The organism is Streptosporangium sp. G12 (assembly GCF_052983175.1).
Map to the genome: position 1 here is coordinate 255,542 of NZ_JBRIQO010000012.1, position 19,031 is coordinate 274,572.

The following is a 19,031-nucleotide window of genomic DNA, read 5'->3' on the forward strand; positions in this document are numbered from 1 at the left end:
TCCCCGCCCGTCCCGCCCGTCCCCGGGTCCTCGGTGGCCGCTCCCGCCGCACGGCGACCCCCGCTCGCCGCGCCGGGCTCACGACAGCGACTCCGGGCGCTTCCACTCGCGCCCGAGGACGTGCTGGGCGAGGAAGGCCAGAACGGTCTCGTACCAGACGACCGCGTTGCCCGGCTTGAGCACCCAGTGGTTCTCGTCGGGGAAGTACAGGAACTTCGACTCCACCTCCGAGCGCTGCAGGTCCCACCACAGGCGCAGCGCCTCCCCGATGGGCACCCGGTAGTCCTTGTCCCCGTGGACGACCAGCATCGGGGTGGAGATGTTCTCCAGCGACAGGTGCGGGGAGAGCTTCGCGTACAGGCTGGTTCCCGGGGAGCCGAACTCGCGCTGCCAGTACATGGACGCGTCGGTGGTGCCGGCGAACTGGTCGAGGTTCCAGAGCGAGGCGTGGGTGACGATCGCCTTGAACCTGCCGGTGTGCCCGGCGACCCAGTTGGCCATGTATCCGCCGAACGAGCCGCCCATGGCGGCGGTCCTGGCGGGATCGACCTGGGGCAGCTCCAGGGCGGCGTCGGTGATCGCCATCAGGTCGGCGTGGGTGCGCGGGCCCCAGTCGGCCCAGCCGCGCCGGATCATGTCCGGCCCGTAACCGGTGGACAGGCACGGATCCGGCAGCAGCACGGCGTAACCGTGCTGGGCCATGATCCACGGGTTCCAGCGCCAGGACCAGTCGTTCCAGCTGGACAGCGGGCCGCCGTGGATCCACAGCAGGAGCGGGGCGGGGTTCTCCGCCGAGGCGCCCTCCGGCAGCACCAGCCAGGCCCTGATCTCCGCGCCGTCGTCGGCGGTCACGGTGACCTCGGTGAGCGTGCCGGGCAGTTCCGGCTCGGGGGCGGGGGAGGCGAGCTTCCCGACCGCGCCGTCCGGGGCCACTCTGACCGGGGCCGCGGGAGCGTCCACGGCGCTGCGCAGCGCGTAGACGGCACCGTCGGGCGCGACGTTGAGCGAGGAGTAGGCGGCGTCGTCGGAGGTGAGCCGTTCCGGCGCGGACCCGTCGGCCGGGACCCGGAAGATCGGGCGGCGGCCGTGGTCGTCGGCGGCCACGAACAGCGAGCGGGAGTCGGGCGCCCAGGCGATGTCGGACGGCCAGAGCGCGCCGCCCGCCGGGTGGCCCTCTCCGGTGGCCAGGTCGACGATCCACAGGGTGCTCTCGGGGATCCGGTCGATGTCGGCGTGGTTGTTCCTGACGCACGCGACCAGGCGCCCGTCGGGGGAGATCTTGACCGGCCCGTCGAAGTCGTGCTCGTCCGCGGCGGCCAGGATCCGCCGGGCGCCGCCGTCGTTCGTGTCGATGGCGACCAGTTCGAAGCGGAGTTCGCCCCGCGGCATCGACACGCCCCAGGTCGTCACGACCGTGGAGCCGTCCGGTGTCACGTCGCACGCGCTGTGGCCGGACAGCGCCTTGCCCGGCTGCGGGGTGAGGTCCCTGACCTCGGTCAGCCGCTCGCCGTCGCCCAGGGTGCCCGCGAACAGCCGGGGCTCTCCGGGGCCGAGGTCGTGATCCCAGTAGCGCACCGGGTAGCTCTCGTGCAGGATCGCGCTGATCCCCGCGTCCTTGCGGGTCTTGCGCCGCTCGGCCTCGCCCGCCTCGTCGCCGGGGAGCACGTCGGAGCCGAAGACCACGGTCCTCCCGCCGGTCACGAATCCGGTGACGCCCCCCGGCCTGGAGGCGACCTGCCGGGCCTCGCCTCCCGCCGCGGGCAGCAGCCAGAGCGCGGGGACCTCCTCGTCGGCCTCCTTGACGGTCGGGTCGGGCCGGCGCGAGCCGAAGAGCAGGTCGCCGTCCTGCGTGAACGCGGCCCCCGCCTCGCCCTTGACGGATCTGGTCAGCCGGTACGGCCGGCGGCCGTCGAGAGGGATCTCCCACAGGGAGGTCCCGTAGGATTTTCCGTCGGGATTGAGCGCCTGCACCACGCTGACCAAGCGCGTTCCATCGAGGGATAGCCGCAGGGATGCCACCCGCGGCACGCCGACATAATCGCGGATGTCGTTAAATGGGGTCACGGTTTCGAACCTACCTCGGCGATCGTCTCCGAACATGCATCCGAACATGCATCCACAAACCTTGTTGATAACGAACTACTCGAGGTGACCAGGCAAGAGGACACCCCGGCATGCGGTTTGATGAATGCCATGGGGAATTACGACGCGCTTCTCGTCGTCTCGTTCGGGGGACCGGAGAAGCCGGACGACGTGATGCCGTTCCTGGAGAACGTGGTCCGGGGCAGGGGGATCCCGCGTGAGCGGCTGCTGGAGGTTGAGGCGCACTACCAGCGCTTCGGCGGGGCCAGCCCGATCAACCAGCAGTGCCGCGACCTGATCGCGGCCGTGGAGCCGACCATCGGCCTTCCGGTCTACTGGGGCAACCGCAACTGGCATCCCTACCTGGAGGACACGCTCCGCCGGATGGCGTCCGACGGCGTGCGCAGGGCCGCGGCCTTCGTCACCGCCGCCTACAGCTCGTACTCGGCCTGCCGCCAGTACATCGACGACATCGCGCTCGCCAGGGCCGCGGTCGAGGGTGCCCCGGAGGTCGTCAAGCTCCGGCACTACTTCGACCACCCCGGGTTCGTCGCGGCGATGGCCGACCGCACCCGCGAGGCCCTGGACCGGCTGCCCGCCGGGCTCCGGGACTCCGCGCGGCTGGTCTTCACCGCGCACAGCATCCCGACCTCGATGGCCGCGACGGCCGGACCCGGCGGCGGGGCGTACGAGGCGCAGCTGCGCCGGGCGGCGACGCTGGTCACCGCCGAGGTGAGCGGCGGCGACGGCGGCGACGGCAGGGCGTGGGACCTGGTCTGGCAGAGCCGGAGCGGCGCCCCGCACATCCCGTGGCTGGAACCCGACGTCTGCGACCACCTGCTGGAGGTCGACGCCCCGGCGGTGGTGCTGGTGCCGATCGGCTTCGTCTCCGACCACATGGAGGTCGTCTACGACCTCGACGTGGAGGCCGCGGAGACGGCGAGGAAGATCGGCCTGCCGCTGGTCAGGGCGTCCACGGCCGGCACCCACCCGCGGTTCGTCTCCATGGTCGGGGAGTTGCTCGCCGAGCCCGAGCCCGTCGCGTGCGCGGCCACCTGCTGCCCGGCCCCGCCGCGCCGCCGAGGGTGACCGCGCGACCACAGGTGGTCACGCGCTTTCAACCCGGTGGCGGGGTTCTGGGCGGTCACGGGGCCGCGAGCGGTCATGGGCGCGGCCGGCCGGTCGCGGGTGCCCCGGAGACGGGCGCGGGCGCCTCAGGGGTAGGCGGCGGCGTAGCCGCGGGAGATGCCCATGACCTTGGCGACGTACGACCAGGAGTGGTTGTAGAACCAGATGGCCTTCTCCAGCTTCTTGCCACCCCGGCCCGCCCCGTTGGCGCACAGGTAGTTGGCCGCGCCGGGGACCGCGTCGTAGGGGTTCCAGATGTCGGCGATGCCGTCGCCGTCGCCGTCCACCCCGTAGGCCTTCCAGGTGGCGGGCATGAACTGCATCGGTCCCTGCGCGCCCGCCGAGGAGGGGCCGTTGTTGCGCCCGTGTGAGCTCTCCACCTGGCCGATCGCGGCCAGGACCGTCCAGGAGAGCCCCGGGCAGACTCCGGCCGCCTTGCGGTAGAGCTCCAGGTAGCTGCCCGGCCTGCCGACCGCGACCCGCCGCACCCGGCCGGCGCCCGCCCTCCCGGTCGTCGCGCCGGTGGTGGGCTTCAGGGTGGGTTTCACCGTACGGGCGCCGCCGACGGCGACCACCTGGGAACCCGGGCCCAGCAGCCTGCCCACCCGTGTCCTGAGGACGCCCGCGGCCTTCTCCGAGCTGTGCACGAGCAGCGCCACGCCCGGCAGCAGGCCCAGCCTGCGGCCGGTCTCCTCCCCCACGACGCCGTCCACGCCGGGCAGGCCGAACCCGGCGGAGGCCGCGGCCCGCAGCCGGGGGCCGCCGTCCACCTGGTACTCCGAGCCGAGGACCAGTCCGAGGCGGCGTGCCGCCGCGCTGTCGGCGACGAACTCCCCCCTGGTGAGGGCGTTCCAGATCCCCTGCTGTTCGGCGACGGCCCTGGGGGCCCACGCGCGGAAGCGGGCCGGATCGACCGCGATGAGGTTGAGGCCGACCCCGGAGACCTTGACCGCCCCGCCGTCGAAGGAGTCGATCTTCTGGACGTACTTGAGCCGGGAGATGTCCTCCTTGGTCTGCTCGGTCAGCGTCGAGGGGGAGATGACCAGCAGCCTGGGCGGGGTGGAGGCGAGTCCGGGGGCTCCCGTCGTCCCCGGTTCGGGGACGGGGGTCTGCCCGGCTTCCGGCCCGGGGGTCGGTCCCGGGGAGGCGGGGTCTCGCGAGCCCGAATCCCGCGGGTCCGGGTTCTCCGGGTCCGGGTTCCGCGGGTCCGGGTCCTCTCCGGCCGGAGCGTCCGGATTCAGGTCGGGGTTCGGATTCGGGTTCGCCGAGCCCGCCGGGACCGTGGGAGGGCCGGCCACCGGCGCGATCGCCGACAGGTCCCGGATGCGGGACTCCACGACGGCGCTCCCGCCGGAGGCCGCGGAGGCCGCGGGAGCGGAGGGGCGACCGGCGTTGATCACCGCGAGCGCGACGCCGCCGAGGGCGAGGAGGGCGGTCAGGACCACTACTAGTGGGACGAACAACCGCAACCCGGGAAGACGTGACACCGCGCTCACGTTAGCTCCAACGGACCGTGTCGTGAGCCGTTGCCCGGAAAATCACTTGTCGATCGGTGGCTCTGTGCGAAATCGTCGGCCTGTTTCCACGCGCGCAGAACAGCAAGGGGATCATCCGTGGTCGGGCCGTATCGGGGGCTCTTCAGCACGCCCGGCGTCAAGGGTTTCGTCGTCGCGGGGTTCTTCGGGCGGATGCCGATGTCGATGCTCGGCATCGGCATCATGGTGCTCGTCAAAGAACTCACCGGCTCCTACGCGACGGCCGGGGCGGTCGCGGCCACCGTCAGCGTCTCCTTCGCCGTCGCGGCCCCGCTGTCGGGACGCCTGGTGGACAGGTTCGGCCAGGCCAGAATAGTCATCCCGCTCACGCTGGCGCACGGCGCCACGCTGACCGGCCTGATGCTCTGCGCCGAGTACGGCGCCCCCCGCTGGACGCTCTTCGCCACCGGCGTCGTGGTCGGCGCGACCGCGCTCTCGCTCGGCTCGCTCGTGAGGGCCCGCTGGTCGCACCTGCTGGCCGGGTCGGCGAGGCTGCACACGGCGTTCTCCTTCGAGTCGGTGGCCGACGAGGTCATCTTCGTCGCGGGCCCGGCGCTGGTCACCGCCCTGGCCACCGTGATCAACCCGTACGCGGGCCTGATCGTGGCTCTGACCTGCACGATCGTGGGCACCATCGCCTTCGCCCTGCAGCGCGGTACGGAGCCGCCCGTCCGCCCCAGGGAGACCGGCTCGGGCACCCCGATCACCATTCCCGGCGTCGCCCTGATGTCGTGCGTCTTCCTGGCGATGGGAGCGGTGTTCGGATCGGTCGACCTGATCACGGTCGCGTTCGCCGAGGAGCAGGGCTCCAAGGCCGCGGCCGGGCTGCTGCTCGCCTCGTTCGCCGGCGGGAGCCTGGTCTCCGGCCTCTGGTACGGCGCGCGGCAGTGGAACATCCCGCTGAGCAGCAGGTTCGTCCGCTCTCTCGCGATGTTCGCGGTGGGCCTGACCCCGATCATGCTCATCGGCGACATCAGGGTCATGGCGGGCGCGCTGTTCCTGGCGGGGCTGGCCATCTCCCCGACCGTCATCACCAGCTACAGCCTGACCGAGCGGCTGGTCCCGGCCCGCCTGCTCACCGAGGGCATGGCGTGGATCTCGACCTCGGTCGGGTTCGGCGTGGCGATCGGCGCGGGGGTGGGGGGCAGGCTCACCGACGCGTTCGGCGCCTCCAACGCCTACGGGTTCTCCTTCGCCTGCGCCCTGCTGGCCGTGACGATCGGCGTCGGCGGCTCCGCCTGGCTGCGAACCCCTGTCGCCCAGCAGTGATCGTGAGTATCGTTCATATTCGCTGGCGAACCACACGAACGTGAACCGGCGGCGACCCACCTGATCCCGGGCGGGACCCCCGAGCGGGGCGTCGGCGTCCCCGGACGGCCGGGTGTCGCCCGAGGGGCAGGAGTGACCATGGGCGAGACCTTCCGCAACTGGGCCCGGAACCAGTCCGCCACCCCCGCGGAGGTCCGCGCGCCCGCCTCCGCCGAGGAGGTCGCGCGGGCCGTGCGGGACGCCGCCGCGGCGGGCCGCCGGGTACGCATGACCGGCACCGGCCACTCGTTCACCCCGGTGGCGCTCACCGACGGCCTCCTGCTGCGTCCCGGCGCGCTGACCGGGATCCGCGAGAGCGGCGACGGCTGGGTGACGGCCGAGGCCGGGACGACGGTCGGCGCGCTCAACCGGGAGCTGCACCGGATGGGCCTGGCCCTGGCCAACATGGGCGACATCGACGCCCAGACCGTGGCCGGGGCCATCCAGACCGGCACCCACGGCACCGGCAGGGACGTCGGCGGGATGGCCGACCAGGTGCTGGCGCTGGAGATGGTGCTCGCCGACGGGGAGATCGTCACGGTCCGCGACGACGGCGACGGGAAGATCCGCGGGGTGGCCGAGCGGGACCTGTTCGACGCCGCCAGGGTGAGCCTGGGCGCGCTCGGCGTGGTGACCGCGGTGACCTTCCGGGTGGAACCCGCCTTCCTGCTGCGCAGCGTCCGGGAGCCGATGACGCTGACCGCGATCCTCGGCTCCCTCGACGCGCTCGTCGCCGGCAACGAGCACCTCGACTTCTTCTGGTTGCCGCACACCGACACCTGCCTGACCAAGCGCAACAACCGCAGCCCCGGCCCGGCCCGGCCCCCGGCCGCGCTGAGGTACTGGCTCGACAACCACTTCATGGAGAACACCCTGTTCGGCGCGCTGTGCGGGGTCGGCGGACGCTATCCGGGCGCCATCCCCCGGCTCAACGCGCTCTCGGCCACGACGCTGTCGGCCTCGGCCCACACCGACGCCTCGCACCGGGTCTTCACGAGCGTGCGGGAGGTGCGCTTTTTGGAGATGGAGTACGCCATCCCGCGCGAGCACCTCTCCCAGGCCCTCCGTGAGGTCCGCGACCTGCTGGGACGGCGGGACTGGAAGATCAGCTTCCCGATCGAGGTGCGGGTCACCCCGGCCTCGGACGCCTGGCTGTCCACCGCCTACGGCAGGGACTCGGCCTATCTCGCCTGCCACGTCTACCGGCCGACACCGAACCCGGCCTACTTCGAGGGCGTCGAGGAGATCATGACGAGGCTCGGCGGCCGGCCGCACTGGGGCAAGCTGCACACCCGCGACGCGGCCTACCTGGCACAGGTCTATCCCCGTTTCGCTGACTTCCTAGCGGTACGGGATGTTCTTGACCCGGGCCGCGCCTTCGCCAACGACCACCTCGACACCGTCCTGGGCTGAGGGACGGCGTCCTCCGCCTCCCCGTCCCACGATCCCCGGGCCGCGCCCCGTTCCCCCGAATCGGCCGCTTCTCGCCAGCTTTCGGTAAAGGGTGACGCAAAGGCTCGCTCGAAGAGCGACGCGTCCGCGTGTCCCGTCGTTCCCTGGCGCGCACGAGGGGCAGATTCGCAGACGCCCGTGCCACTCGACCCCGAGGGAGTCCACTGGAGATGACCTTCTCCCGCCGTCCATGTCAGCCGCCGCCGCGTCCCGTCGTCACGGACCGCGACGACCGGCCCCCGCACATCGCCGCAATCGCGGCATACCCGCCCTGGACCGGCGGACCGGCCTCACCGCCATCTCCCGGCTCTTGGTGGAAGTCCGCAGCGGTTCCCGGTGTTATCCGTGAGAATCCCTTCAGGACCCCGAAGTTGCTGCTCCAGACCGGTGCCCTGTAATTAGATGAATGGAGCAAATGTGACCGGCGTCACATCGCTGCGAGCCCCATCCAGGAAGGCGATGTTCGGACATGCCGGGTACGGTGCTGGCAGGCAACCGGCACACGCGAGAGACTCAAGGGTCCGGGGGAAGATTGAGCACGACGACGAAGGGACTCGCATGCAGGAGCTCCGACTCGTCGCGGTGAGTGAGGACGGGACCTATCTCGTGCTGGCGACAGCCGGCCGGGGAACCCGGTTCACGCTGCCCGTCGACGACCGGCTCCGTGCTGCCGTCCGCGGCAACTTCTCCCGTCTCGGCCAGTACGAGATCGAAGTGGAGAGTCCGTTGCGCCCCAAGGAGATCCAGGCCCGGATCCGTGCCGGCGAGACCGCGGAGGAGATCGCCAACACGGCGGGAATCCCGGTCGAGCGCGTGCGGTGGTTCGAGGGCCCCGTGCTCCAGGAACGTGAGTACATGGCACAGCAGGCGCAGCGCTGCGCCGTACGCCTGCCCGGCGACTCCGCTCCCGGTCCCACCCTCGGCGACCTGGTCGCCGAGCGGCTGACCCGCCGTGGCGTCCCCGCCGACGAGATCGAGTGGGACTCCGCCAAGCGGGACGACAACATGTGGCGCATCAAGCTCGGTTTCGTGTGGAACGGTCACACGCGCAACGCCGAGTGGCTCTTCGACCCGCGCCGGCGCCACATCACGCCCCACGACGACGAGGCGCTGCGGCTGTCCAGCGGCGAGGACGTCGAGCCGTTCGAGGACACCACGGTCACGCCGTTCGTTCCGCGCGTGGCCAAGCTCGCGCCGGTGCCGCCGCTGGCACCCGAGCCGCTGAACCAGCCACCGGTGGCCTTCCCCTCGGTCCTGCGGCACGAGGCCCCGGTCCAGCCCCGGCCCGCCTACGCCCAGGTCGAGCCCTCGGCGCCCTCGGTGCCCCCCGCGTCCTCGACGCCTTCCGCGCCGGCCGTGCCCTCGACGCCCTCGACGCCCTCGACGCCCTCGGCGCCCTCGGCGTCCCCGGCCGCCTACCAGCAGCCGCCCATGCCCCCGCTTCCCGCCGGATACGAGGCGCCGAGGGTGTCGGTGCCGCCGCTGCGCGCTCCCGACCCGGCCGGACACCAGCAGGAAAGGGCCCCCGAGCCCGCCTCCCCCGCGGCCCAGGGTGCCGATCCCGTCACGCGGGTCAGGCCCCCCGAGCCGGTGCTGCCCGAGCCCCTCGCCCCGTACCCGCCCCCGTACGAGCCGGTCACACCGGCGGCCCACGAGCCCGTCACGTACGAGCCGGCCGCGTACGAGCCGGTCACACCGGCCGCGTACGAGCCGCTCACCGCCCCGGAGCCGGAGCCTCCGGCGCCCGTCGCGCCGCGGCCCGTCCCAGCGCCGCAGCCCGCCGCGACGGCGGCCGAACCTCCCGCGGTGACCGCGCCGGAACCGGCGCCCGCCGCGCACGGATCCGCCGCCGCGGGGGAAGTCGCGGGGGAGCAGGTCATCCCGCGGGAGCCGTCTCCCGAGCACGGACCGGCCGCTCCTCCCGGGGAAGCGGTCGCCGGGCCGGAGACCGTGGCCGAGCCCGCGGCGGCGAAGGCGCCGGAGGTCGTGCGGGCACCGGAGGTGGCGAAGACCCCGGAGGTCGTGAAGACTCCCGAGGTCGCCGAGGTCGCGAAGCCCTCGCCGCCCCCCGCGGCGGCCACGCCCGAGCCGGCCGAACCCGCTCCGGCCGCCGTCCCGTCCGGCCCCGCCGACCAGCGATCCCCCGCTGCCGGAAAGACCGTCGAGCAGGCTTCCGCGAAAGCGGAGAAGACCGTCGCGGCGAAGGAGACCCCCGCCTCCGAACCCGCGCCGGAGACCGGATCGGCCCAGGAGGGTTCGATAGCTGTACCGGCGGCGCGCGTCAGCGTGGACGAGCGGGCCAAGGCCGAGCCGGGCAGGCAAGAGACACAGGGGGACACGGGGGCAATGCAGGAGACCAAGGTCGACAAGCCCGCGGCGGAGAAGCCCGCGGAGCCGCCGAAGCCGGCACCGGCTCCGGCGCGGCCTGCCAAGAAGTCCCGGGGACGGCGCGCGTCCGTGCCCACCTGGGACGAGATCATGTTCGGCGCTCGCCGCCAGGACTGACCGCACCGCGCGAGGCGGGGGTGACCGGGCCACCGGTCGTCCCCGCCTCGTCGTATGTCAGCCGCCCGCGGCGGCGTCCGGAGCGGCTGCGTCCGGGATGAGGAACGGGGTGAGCCAGGCGGGAGTCACCTCGGCGGCGAAGGCGGGCCCCTCGGCCTCGCCGACGTCGAGGGCCGCGTAGCCGCCGGTGCCCGCCCCCACGCCCGCGGTCACGGTCAGCAGGCCGGCGCGGCGCTGGAACCAGGTCTGGCTCAGGGTCCAGCCGACCACGGCCCGCTCCTCCACCACCGCCTGGGAGCGCCGCAGCGACCCCGACCGGACCGACAGGCGGCTCCCGTCGTACGTGTGACCGAGGGACCGGTACCGGTCGAGGCCGAGCGGTACGCCCAGCAGCGCGAGGAGCAGGGCGGGCGCCGCGAGCGCCCACCAGAGCCCCGACCACAGCAGGGCGGCCGGCACCGTGCAGGCGGCGATCACCGCCCACGGGAAGATCGCCCGGAACAGCCTGCGCCTGCGCGCCGCCGGCGGGTGCGGCCGCAGCCCGGTGGCGATCGGGCCGACCGCCTCGCCCACCACGTCGAGCACGACGTCCCTCGGGGCCACGGGCATCAGCTGGCCCCGGGTCTCCGAGTCGCCGAGACCGGTCACGATCGCCCACGCGCGGCCGAGCCCCGCCCGGCGCTCGGCCGGTCCCTCGACGAACTCGAACCCCCGCACCCTGCGCCGCTCCAGCGACACGCTCCTGCGCGTGACCAGACCGCGCCCGGCGATCAGGTATCCCTCGCTCGCGCGGAGGGTGAAGTCCCAGTTGAACACCGCGTACATGATCACAGCGATCACCGGCATGGCCAGGACCAGCAGCACCGCGGCCACGACGAGCAGGGGCGGGTGCTGCCAGATCCACTCCCCCAGACTCACCACGACCCGCCTGTCGATCCTGAACTCGCTGCCCCACTGGAACGCCAGGCCCACGGCACCGGCCACCAGCGCGAACGGGGTCAGCAGGTAGGCGCCGGAGAGGGGGCCGTACGCGAGCCACTTCCGCGGCATCACGAAGAACACCCGGTCGGGGGTCGTGTCGCCCACCTCGTGGCGAGCGGAGGATCCGGCGGCTCCCTTCCGCGACCCGGCGGGCACGTCGGACGTCCCGGGCACGCCGGCGGTGAGCTCGGTGGGACCGTAGGCGGCCCCGGCCGCCGAAGCCGCCCCGCGCGCCTGGACACGTCTCGCCGTCCGGGCGCGCGCGTGCCAGAGCAGCACGGCCTTGAGCCGCTCCCCCTCCTCGACGGTGACCCCGTCGAGCTCGCCCTCCTGCTTCTCGTCTCCGCCCGCGCCGGTGTCGATCCGCAGGACGGCGATGCCGAGCAGGCGGTGCAGCGGCGGGGCGCTGACGTCGACGCCGCGGATCCGCTCCAGCGGGATCGTCCGCACCGATCTGCTGATCAGTGACCGGGTGAGCTCCAGCCTGTCGCCGACGATCTGGTAGGTGAAGGTGGCCCAGCGCACGGCCGCGAACACGACGGAGCCGACGACGGCCATCGCCGCCCACCCGAACGACCCGAGGGAGAAACCGCCGAGGAACAGGACACCGGCCAGCGGCAGGAGGAGCGAGGGCAGCATCCTGATCGGATCGGTCAGCAGCACCTTCGGGCTGAGCCGCAGGGGCCTCTCCGTCGGCGTCCTCTCCGCCGGCACGCCTCCCGTACCCTCCGCGCCCGGCGGGACCGGGACCCCTTCCGGCACGGCTCCCGCACCGGCCACGTCACCGCCGGGCACGCGCGGGAGGCCCGGCCCGTCGTCACCGCCGGGCACATGGGGGAGGCCCGGCCCGTCGCCACCCTGGACGGGCGGGTGGCCCGGCCCGCCACCGGGGGAACCCGGGGCGCCGCCGTCGGGGGCGGCCCACGCGGCCGCCGCGGGAGCGTCCGGCCCGGCCTGCGGGTCGGATCCGGCCGGCGGGCGGCCGGAGTCGGAGGATTCGGTCATGTCGCGTCGTCCCTGAGCTCTTCCGCGCGGCGGGCGAGGCTCTCGGCCAGTCCGGCGGCGACCTCGTACTCAAGACCCTTGATGGTGGACGAGCCCGCGTGGGAGGCGGTGCGGATCTCGACCGTGGCCAGGCCCAGCAGGCGCTCGAACCAGCCCTGCGCCTTGTCGACCGTCTGGATCCTGCTGACGGGGACGAACACCCATTCCCTGCTGAGCCACCCGGAACGGGCGTAGACGACGTCTCCGCTGAGCTCCCACCGGTGCACGGCGTACCGCCAGAACGGCTCGATGAGCGTGCCGGGGACCAGGAGCACCACCACCAGCCACGGCAGCCACCGGATGTTGTCGAGCACCCACCCGGGCAGCCAGGACCACGGGTCCTCGTCGATCCATCCGGCCAGGAAGAAGGAGCCCCCGGCCAGGAGAACGGACCAGAACAGCCCCTCCAGCAGCCACAGCAGGATGGCCTTGCGGGAGACCGGGTTGGCGGGGGCGCGCAGGGAGACGCCGGTGCGCCCGGGAGCGCCGGCGCGGCGCTCACCCGGCAGACCGGCCGCCTGGGCCTCCTCGGAGGCGGCACTGTGCTCATCGGCTCGGTCGCTCACGCTGTCAGCCTAAACGCTCTTGTCCCGGCGGGGCGTTCCGGCGGCGTCACGGAAGGAACTCCTCCGGGCCTCGGGGAGAGCGGCGCGGCGGGCCGGAAACGGGCGCCTCGGCAGGACGCCCCCCGCCGGCCGCATTTCGGCGATCAACCAAGGTTTCCCCGTCTCCGCCCCAGCTGAGGCTCAAAAAGTGTCGGTGCCGCAGTGCATGCTGGAGGTCCGATGATTACTGAGAGGTGCGAGCGATGACCTATGCGATCCAGGCCGAGGGCCTGGTGAAGCGCTACGGGGAGACCCGCGCGCTGGACGGGGTGGATCTTGTCGTGCCACAGGGGCGGCTGCTGGGCGTGCTGGGCCCCAACGGGGCGGGCAAGACCACCGCGGTGCGCATCCTGGCGACCTTGCTGCGTCCCGACGCCGGAACCGCCAGCGTCGGCGGCTACGACGTGACGCGCCAGGCACACCAGGTGCGCTCGCTGATCGGCCTGACGGGCCAGTACGCCGCCGTCGACGAGATGCTCACCGGCGTCGAGAATCTGATGATGATCGGCCGCCTGCTGGGCATGACCCGTGCCGACTCCCGGGCACGCGCGAGCGAGCTGCTGAAGCGCTTCGACCTGTCCGACGCCGGCGGGCGTGCCACCAAGACCTACTCCGGCGGCATGCGCCGCCGCCTCGACCTGGCCGCCAGCCTGGTCGGCCGCCCCCAGGTGCTCTTCCTCGACGAGCCCACCACCGGGCTCGACCCGCGCAGCCGCACCGACCTGTGGAGCGTGGTGCGCGGACTGATGGCCGACGGCGTCACGGTGCTGCTCACCACCCAGTATCTGGAGGAGGCCGACCAGCTCGCCGACGACATCGTCGTCTTCGACCACGGCAAGGTCATCGCCTCCGGCACCTCCGACCAGCTCAAGGCGACCACCGGCGCCCAGGTCCTGGAGGTGCGCCCCCTGCAGGCCGAGCACCTCGACCTGGTGGGCAAGATCATGGCCGACGTGCTGGGCGAGGCGCCCGACCTCGACGGGGGCAGGGCCACCGCCCCCGTCCACGACCCCGCCGTCGTCCCCGCGATCGTGCGCCTCCTCGACGACCAGGGCGTCATCGCCTCGGAGCTCGCGCTGCGCAAGTCCAGCCTGGACGAGGTCTTCCTGTCCCTCACCGGCCGCCTGCCGGACGACGAGAGCGACCCCAAGGACGAGGGCACCCCTCAGAAAGAAGAGATCTTCGCATGACCACGCTGACGACGACCATCCCGCAGGTGGCCGCCAAGCGCGTCACTCCCCTGGCCACGCTGCAGCAGACCATGACACTGGCCTGGCGCAGCCTCGTCCAGATCAAGCACAACCCGTGGGAGCTGCTGGATCTGAGCATCCAGCCCATCATGTTCCTGCTGCTGTTCACCTACGTCTTCGGTGGCGCCATCTCCGGATCCACCGGCGACTACCTGCAGTTCGCCCTGCCCGGCCTGCTCGTGCAGAACGCCCTGTTCTACACGCTGTCCACCGCGATCGGCCTCAACACCGACATCACCAAGGGCGTCTTCGACCGGCTGCGCAGCCTGCCCATCGCCCGCACCGCGCCCCTGTCGGGGCGCATCATCGCCGACACCGTCAAGCAGGTGTGGGCGTTCGCCCTGCTGATCGGTTTCGGCATGGTGCTGGGCTTCCGGGTGACCACCAGCGTCTTCGGCCTGCTGGGTGCGCTGGCACTGCTGGTCGTGGTCGCCCTGGCGATGTCCTGGATGTCGGTGCTGATCGGCCTGAAGGCCTCCAGCCCGGAGAAGGTGCAGATGATCTCCTTCTCCACGATGATGCCGCTCACCTTCACCAGCAGCGCGCTGGTGCCCTCCGCCACCTTCCCGTCCTGGCTGAAGACCTGGTCGGACATCAACCCCGTCACGCATCTGGCGGACGCCATCCGCGGCCTGCTCATCGGCGGCGACGTCGGCCAGGCCACCTTCTTCTCGCTGCTCTGGGCCGCGGGTTTCGCCGTGGTCTTCGCCCCGCTGGCGATCCGCGCATTCCGCAGCCACGTCTAGTCTGTCGGCAGGCCGGGCTCGGGGGTGACGCCCGCTGACGAAGAACCAGGGGTGGTCACGTGCTCGTGGTCCATGGCGTGTGGGTGAACGGGTTCGTGGGGGTCTGGGCGGAGGACACCGCCCAGACCCCCACCTCCGTCTCCCGTGCCGCCCTGCGCCCGCACCCCTTCGCGGCGTCCACGACCGCGCTGGCCGCCGCCCTTGGTGGCGTTTCGGGGGATTTATCAAAAGAAGCCGCGAATGAGCCCCTAAGCGAAGTTTCAGGTGGGGCCCTCCCCCGGGGCGCGGGCGGGGGCCGCGGGGGCGGGACGGGCCTCCAGGGGGCCGTCACGGGCACCTCTGGAGCCACGGCCGTCCCCGCCGTCGCGCGTATCCCGGGCGTCACGAGCGCCGGGAGCGCCGGGAGCGCTGTGACCCTGATGAACACCACGGCCGTCGAGGGGGAGCTGGTCGTCCTGCTTCCCGGTTCGGCCTCGGGCCCGCTGCCCTCTCCCGAGTCCGGCCTGGCGAGCCGGGCCCGGAGTCCGAGGATCTCCGCCTGGCGGGTCCCCGCCCTGCTGTTCCGGCCGACCGGCGCGCTCGGCCTGCTCGGCTCGCTGTCGGACCTCGGCAGCGTCCCCGCCGGTCTCACCGCCGGGAGCGCGGGCGGCGCCGAGGATCTCGCCTGGGAGCCCGCCCTCTCGCTGCGCTACCTCGCGGTGGTCGCCGAGCACGCTCGCGGCCTGGTCCGGCGCGGCCGGATCCTGCCCCAGCTCGCCTTCGAGGGCGACGTCCACGCGGCCCGCTGGCGCCCGGTGCTGACCGGCGCCGACCTGGCCGCGCTGCCCGGTCTCGCCGGCGCGATGCCGCCGGTGTGCAGGGCGGCGGTGCGCGAGAGACCGGCCAGGGAGGTGCTGGGCGAGGTGCTGGACGGCCTGGTCGACGGCGCGGCGCGGCTGTCGCTGCCCGACCGCCTGATCCTCGGCAACCGTCCCGGCCTCAAGACCGCCCTGCCCGACCGCTGGCTGTACGCGCTGACCGGCGAGGACGCCTCGCTTCCCGGTGCGCGACAGGACGAGGTCACGGAGCTCGGCGAGGCCCTGACCGGCTGGCTCACGTCGGCACACGAGCTGGACGGGCCGGTCAGGGTCTGCTTCCGGCTCATCGAACCCGCCGACGACGGCGACTCCTGGAGGGTCGAGTTCGGCCTCGCCCCGGCGGATGACCTGGACACCGCCCCCGGCGGGGGATGCGAAAACGGCGAGGAGCACCCGGGAGACCGGGAAGGCGAAAGCGGCGGGAAGCACCCGGGAGACCGGGAACGCGAAGGCGGCGGGAGCGGCGAGGAGGGCGGGACCGGCCGGGGGCGTGCGGACCGCGGGCCCGCCCGGTATCTGTCGGCCGAGCGGATCCGGGCCGGCGAGCGGGCGCCGTGGCTGCCCGAGCGGCCCGAGGAGCTGATCCGCGCCGACCTCGGCCGGGCCGTACGCCTTCATCCCGACCTCTACGTCGCGTTGCGCGCCCCCGACCCGGTCGCCCTGACGGTCGAGACGGCGTGGGCGTTCTCGTTCCTCCGCAACGGCGCGCCCATGCTCAGAGCGGCGGGATACGGCGTACGGCTGCCGGCCTGGGCCGGACGGCAGGGGCTGGGCCTGAAGCTGACCACCCGAACGCTCACCGGCGACGGCGGGGGCGGGGGCGGGGGGTCCGGCCTCGGCGGGAGGGTGAGCTTCCGGCTGGACGTCGCCGTCGGCGACCACACGATCGGCGCGGAGGAGCTGGCCGGGCTGGCCGGGCTCCGCATCCCCCTGGTGCGGGTCAAGGACCGGTGGGTCGAGCTGGACGACCAGCAGGTCAAGGCCGCCCTGAAGGTGATCGAGCAGCGCGGCGGCGGAGAGAGGACCGTCAGCGAGGTGATCCGCGAGGTCGTGGAGGGCGGCGACGAGAGGCTGCGGCTGATCGCGGTCGACGCGGACGGCCTGCTGGGCGACCTTCTCTCCGGCGAGGCCGACCGCCGTCTCACCCCGGTCGCCACGCCCCGGGCGCTGCGCGGATCCCTCCGCCCCTACCAGGAGCGCGGCCTGTCCTGGCTGAGCTTCCTGTCCGGGCTCGGCCTGGGGGGCATCCTGGCCGACGACATGGGCCTCGGGAAGACCATCTCGACCCTCTCGCTCCTGCTGGCCGAGCGCGAGACCGGTACGCCCGCCCCGACGCTGCTGGTCTGCCCGATGTCGCTGATCGGCAACTGGCAGAAGGAGGCGTCCAGGTTCGCCCCGTCGCTCCGCGTCCACGTCCACCACGGCGGCACGCGCAGGCGCGACGAGGAGCTGGCCGCCGCCGTGCGGGAGGCCGACCTGGTCGTCACCACGTACGGCACCGCGCTGCGGGACCTGGGGGCGCTCGCGGGACTCGGGTGGGAGCGGGTGGTCTGCGACGAGGCGCAGGCGATCAAGAACAGCTCGGCGCAGCAGTCCAGGGCGGTGCGGTCCATTCCCGCCCGCACCCGGCTGGCGCTGACGGGCACGCCGGTGGAGAACCACCTGGCGGAGCTCTGGTCGATCATGGAGTTCTGCAACCCCGGACTGCTCGGCCCGGCCAGACGGTTCAGGACCCGCTACCAGGAGCCGATCGAGACCCGGCGCGACCCCGACGCCACCGCGGCGCTGAAGCGGGCCACCGGCCCGTTCGTGCTGCGGCGGCTCAAGACCGACCGCTCGATCATCTCCGACCTGCCGGACAAGCAGGAGATGAAGGTCTGGTGCACGCTCACCCCGGAGCAGGCGGAGCTGTACAGGGCCGTGACCGGGGAGATGCTGGGAAAGATCGACGCCTCCACCGGCATCGAGCGGCGTGGCAACGTGCTGGCGACCATGACGAAGCTCAAACAGGTCTGCAACCACCCGGCCCAGCTGCTGAAGGACGGCTCACGGCTGGCGGGCCGGTCGGGCAAGCTGGCCCGGCTGGAGGAGCTGGCCGAGGAGATCGTCGAGGAGGGCGACAAGGCCCTGGTCTTCACCCAGTACGCCGCGTTCGGCGCCCTGCTGCAGCCCTATCTGGCCGCCCACCTGGACCGGCCGGTGCTGTGGCTGCACGGCGGGCTGCCCAAGGGCAAACGCGACGCGCTGGTGGAGCGCTTCCAGAACGACGACGAGCCGATGCTGTTCCTGCTGTCGCTCAAGGCGGCCGGCACCGGCCTGAACCTGACCGCCGCCACCCACGTCGTCCACGTGGACCGCTGGTGGAACCCCGCCGTCGAAGACCAGGCGACCGACCGGGCCTTCCGGATCGGCCAGACCAGAAACGTCCAGGTCAGAAAGTTCATCTGCCTTGACACGCTGGAGGAGCGGATCGACGAGATGATCGAACGCAAGAAGGCCCTCGCCCAGAGCGTGGTCGGCACCGGCGAGGACTGGATCACCGACCTGTCCACCGACCAGCTGCGCGAGCTGTTCCGGCTCGGTCCCGGGGCGGTGAGCTGACGTGACTCCTCCGCTCCCTGAAGGGAGCGGCTTCTCGCTAGGCCGCTTGCGCGACGTCGCGAAGGGCAAGCCCTGCCCTCAAGATGTTGATCGCCGCATTCACGTCGGCGTGCGCCGTATGAGCGCACCGCTGACAGTGGAACCCGGCTTGGGTGCCGCGGTTCTCCTTCGCGACGTGGCCGCAGGCGGCGCACGTGCGGGAGGTGTTTCGGGGGTTCACTGCGATCAGCTCTCGACCGGCGCTTTCAGCCTTGTCCGCGAGGATTCGCAGGAACACCCCCCAACCCGCGTCCAGGATCTTGCCGTGCAGGGCCGCGACCCGCGCCACGGCTTTACGGCGCCGCGCAGAGCCCCGCTGAGCGGCGGCGAGGCGGTCTGCGGACGCGGAGAGGTGGCGCGGGTTGTCGAGGTGGTCGCCGTCGGAGGTGGTGACCAGCGACGCCACTCCCATGTCGATCCCGACGGTGGCGCCCGTGGCGGGCAGGGTCTGGGCGGGTACGTCGTCGCAGGCGAGGATCACATACCAGCGCGAACCTTCACGTTTCACGCTGATCGTCTTCACCGTGCCGCGCACGGGGCGGTGCTGGTGGACACGAACGTGCCCGATGCCCTGGAGGCGGACGAACGTCGCGGTGGGGTGTTCGGGCTGGGAGTCCCACCGGCAGCCGTCGCCGTCCTTGGGCCACTGCACCGTGTCGAACCACCCTTTGCCCTTGAAGCGGGGAAAGCCCGGCGTGCGGCCTGCTTTGACGCGGGCGAAGAACGCGGCGAACGCCGTGTCCAGGCGGCGCAGGGTGACCTGCTGGGAGGAGAACGACCACCGGCCCTGACCGTCGGCGTCGGCGGCGCGGATGTGCTTCAGGTCGGCCGACTGGACGCCGTAGGTGATGCTCACGCCCGCCCTGCGGTAGGCGGTGCGGCGGTGCTCCAGTGCGGC

12 protein-coding genes are annotated in these 19,031 nt (G+C 72.7%); 7 read left to right on the top strand and 5 right to left on the bottom strand.

Going from position 1 to position 19,031, the window contains the following annotated elements:
* Positions 1–78: 78 nt before the first annotated feature.
* Positions 79–2,100, bottom strand: a complete 2,022-nt coding sequence (locus ACVCAG_RS20250) for a prolyl oligopeptidase family serine peptidase (RefSeq protein ID WP_447190109.1) — start codon at positions 2,098–2,100, stop codon at positions 79–81.
* Between the two features lie 93 nt (positions 2,101–2,193).
* Between ACVCAG_RS20250 and ACVCAG_RS20255 the strand changes: the two genes are divergently transcribed.
* Entirely contained in the window at positions 2,194–3,171 is a 978-nt protein-coding gene (locus ACVCAG_RS20255) for a ferrochelatase (protein ID WP_440084851.1), read from the top strand.
* A gap of 125 nt (positions 3,172–3,296) precedes the next feature.
* Here the strand turns inward: ACVCAG_RS20255 and ACVCAG_RS20260 are convergent, their stop codons facing one another.
* On the bottom strand, positions 3,297–4,697 hold the full coding sequence (locus ACVCAG_RS20260; protein ID WP_440084852.1) for a lytic murein transglycosylase: 1,401 nt from the start codon (positions 4,695–4,697) through the stop codon (positions 3,297–3,299).
* Between the two features lie 126 nt (positions 4,698–4,823).
* Between ACVCAG_RS20260 and ACVCAG_RS20265 the strand changes: the two genes are divergently transcribed.
* The 3 genes from ACVCAG_RS20265 (at position 4,824) to sepH (ending at position 10,010) form a co-directional block, all read left to right on the top strand.
* Positions 4,824–6,014: an MFS transporter gene (locus ACVCAG_RS20265; RefSeq protein WP_447190110.1), complete on the top strand. Its 1,191-nt coding sequence runs from the start codon at positions 4,824–4,826 to the stop codon at positions 6,012–6,014.
* A 138-nt stretch (positions 6,015–6,152) separates the two neighbouring features.
* A complete protein-coding gene (locus ACVCAG_RS20270; RefSeq protein WP_440084854.1) occupies positions 6,153–7,466 on the top strand; it encodes a D-arabinono-1,4-lactone oxidase in 1,314 nt (437 codons plus the stop codon).
* A 597-nt stretch (positions 7,467–8,063) separates the two neighbouring features.
* Positions 8,064–10,010 carry a septation protein SepH gene (gene sepH, locus ACVCAG_RS20275; protein ID WP_440084855.1) on the top strand — a complete coding sequence of 649 codons (1,947 nt, stop codon included), beginning with the start codon at positions 8,064–8,066 and terminating at the stop codon, positions 10,008–10,010.
* 57 nt (positions 10,011–10,067) lie between these two features.
* Here the strand turns inward: sepH and ACVCAG_RS20280 are convergent, their stop codons facing one another.
* Together ACVCAG_RS20280 and ACVCAG_RS20285 are read right to left on the bottom strand one after the other, a co-directional pair.
* Positions 10,068–11,996 carry a PH domain-containing protein gene (locus ACVCAG_RS20280; RefSeq protein WP_440084856.1) on the bottom strand — a complete coding sequence of 643 codons (1,929 nt, stop codon included), beginning with the start codon at positions 11,994–11,996 and terminating at the stop codon, positions 10,068–10,070.
* A complete protein-coding gene (locus tag ACVCAG_RS20285) occupies positions 11,993–12,601 on the bottom strand; it encodes a PH domain-containing protein (RefSeq protein WP_440084857.1) in 609 nt (202 codons plus the stop codon). Before ACVCAG_RS20285 ends, ACVCAG_RS20280 begins: the two co-directional genes overlap by 4 nt.
* A 242-nt stretch (positions 12,602–12,843) precedes the next feature.
* On the opposite strand from ACVCAG_RS20285, the gene ACVCAG_RS20290 reads away from it, so the two are divergent.
* The 3 genes from ACVCAG_RS20290 to ACVCAG_RS20300 all read left to right on the top strand — a co-directional run bounded on the left by ACVCAG_RS20290 (position 12,844) and on the right by ACVCAG_RS20300 (position 18,094).
* On the top strand, positions 12,844–13,830 hold the full coding sequence (locus ACVCAG_RS20290; protein WP_440084858.1) for an ATP-binding cassette domain-containing protein: 987 nt from the start codon (positions 12,844–12,846) through the stop codon (positions 13,828–13,830).
* On the top strand, positions 13,827–14,636 hold the full coding sequence (locus tag ACVCAG_RS20295) for an ABC transporter permease (RefSeq protein WP_440084859.1): 810 nt from the start codon (positions 13,827–13,829) through the stop codon (positions 14,634–14,636). Before ACVCAG_RS20290 ends, ACVCAG_RS20295 begins: the two co-directional genes overlap by 4 nt.
* A gap of 419 nt (positions 14,637–15,055) precedes the next feature.
* A complete protein-coding gene (locus ACVCAG_RS20300; protein ID WP_440084864.1) occupies positions 15,056–18,094 on the top strand; it encodes an SNF2-related protein in 3,039 nt (1,012 codons plus the stop codon).
* A 37-nt stretch (positions 18,095–18,131) separates the two neighbouring features.
* On the opposite strand, the gene ACVCAG_RS20305 is transcribed toward ACVCAG_RS20300, so the two are convergent.
* Positions 18,132–19,031: RNA-guided endonuclease InsQ/TnpB family protein (locus tag ACVCAG_RS20305; RefSeq protein WP_447190111.1), on the bottom strand; the 900-nt coding region annotated here is incomplete at its 5' end.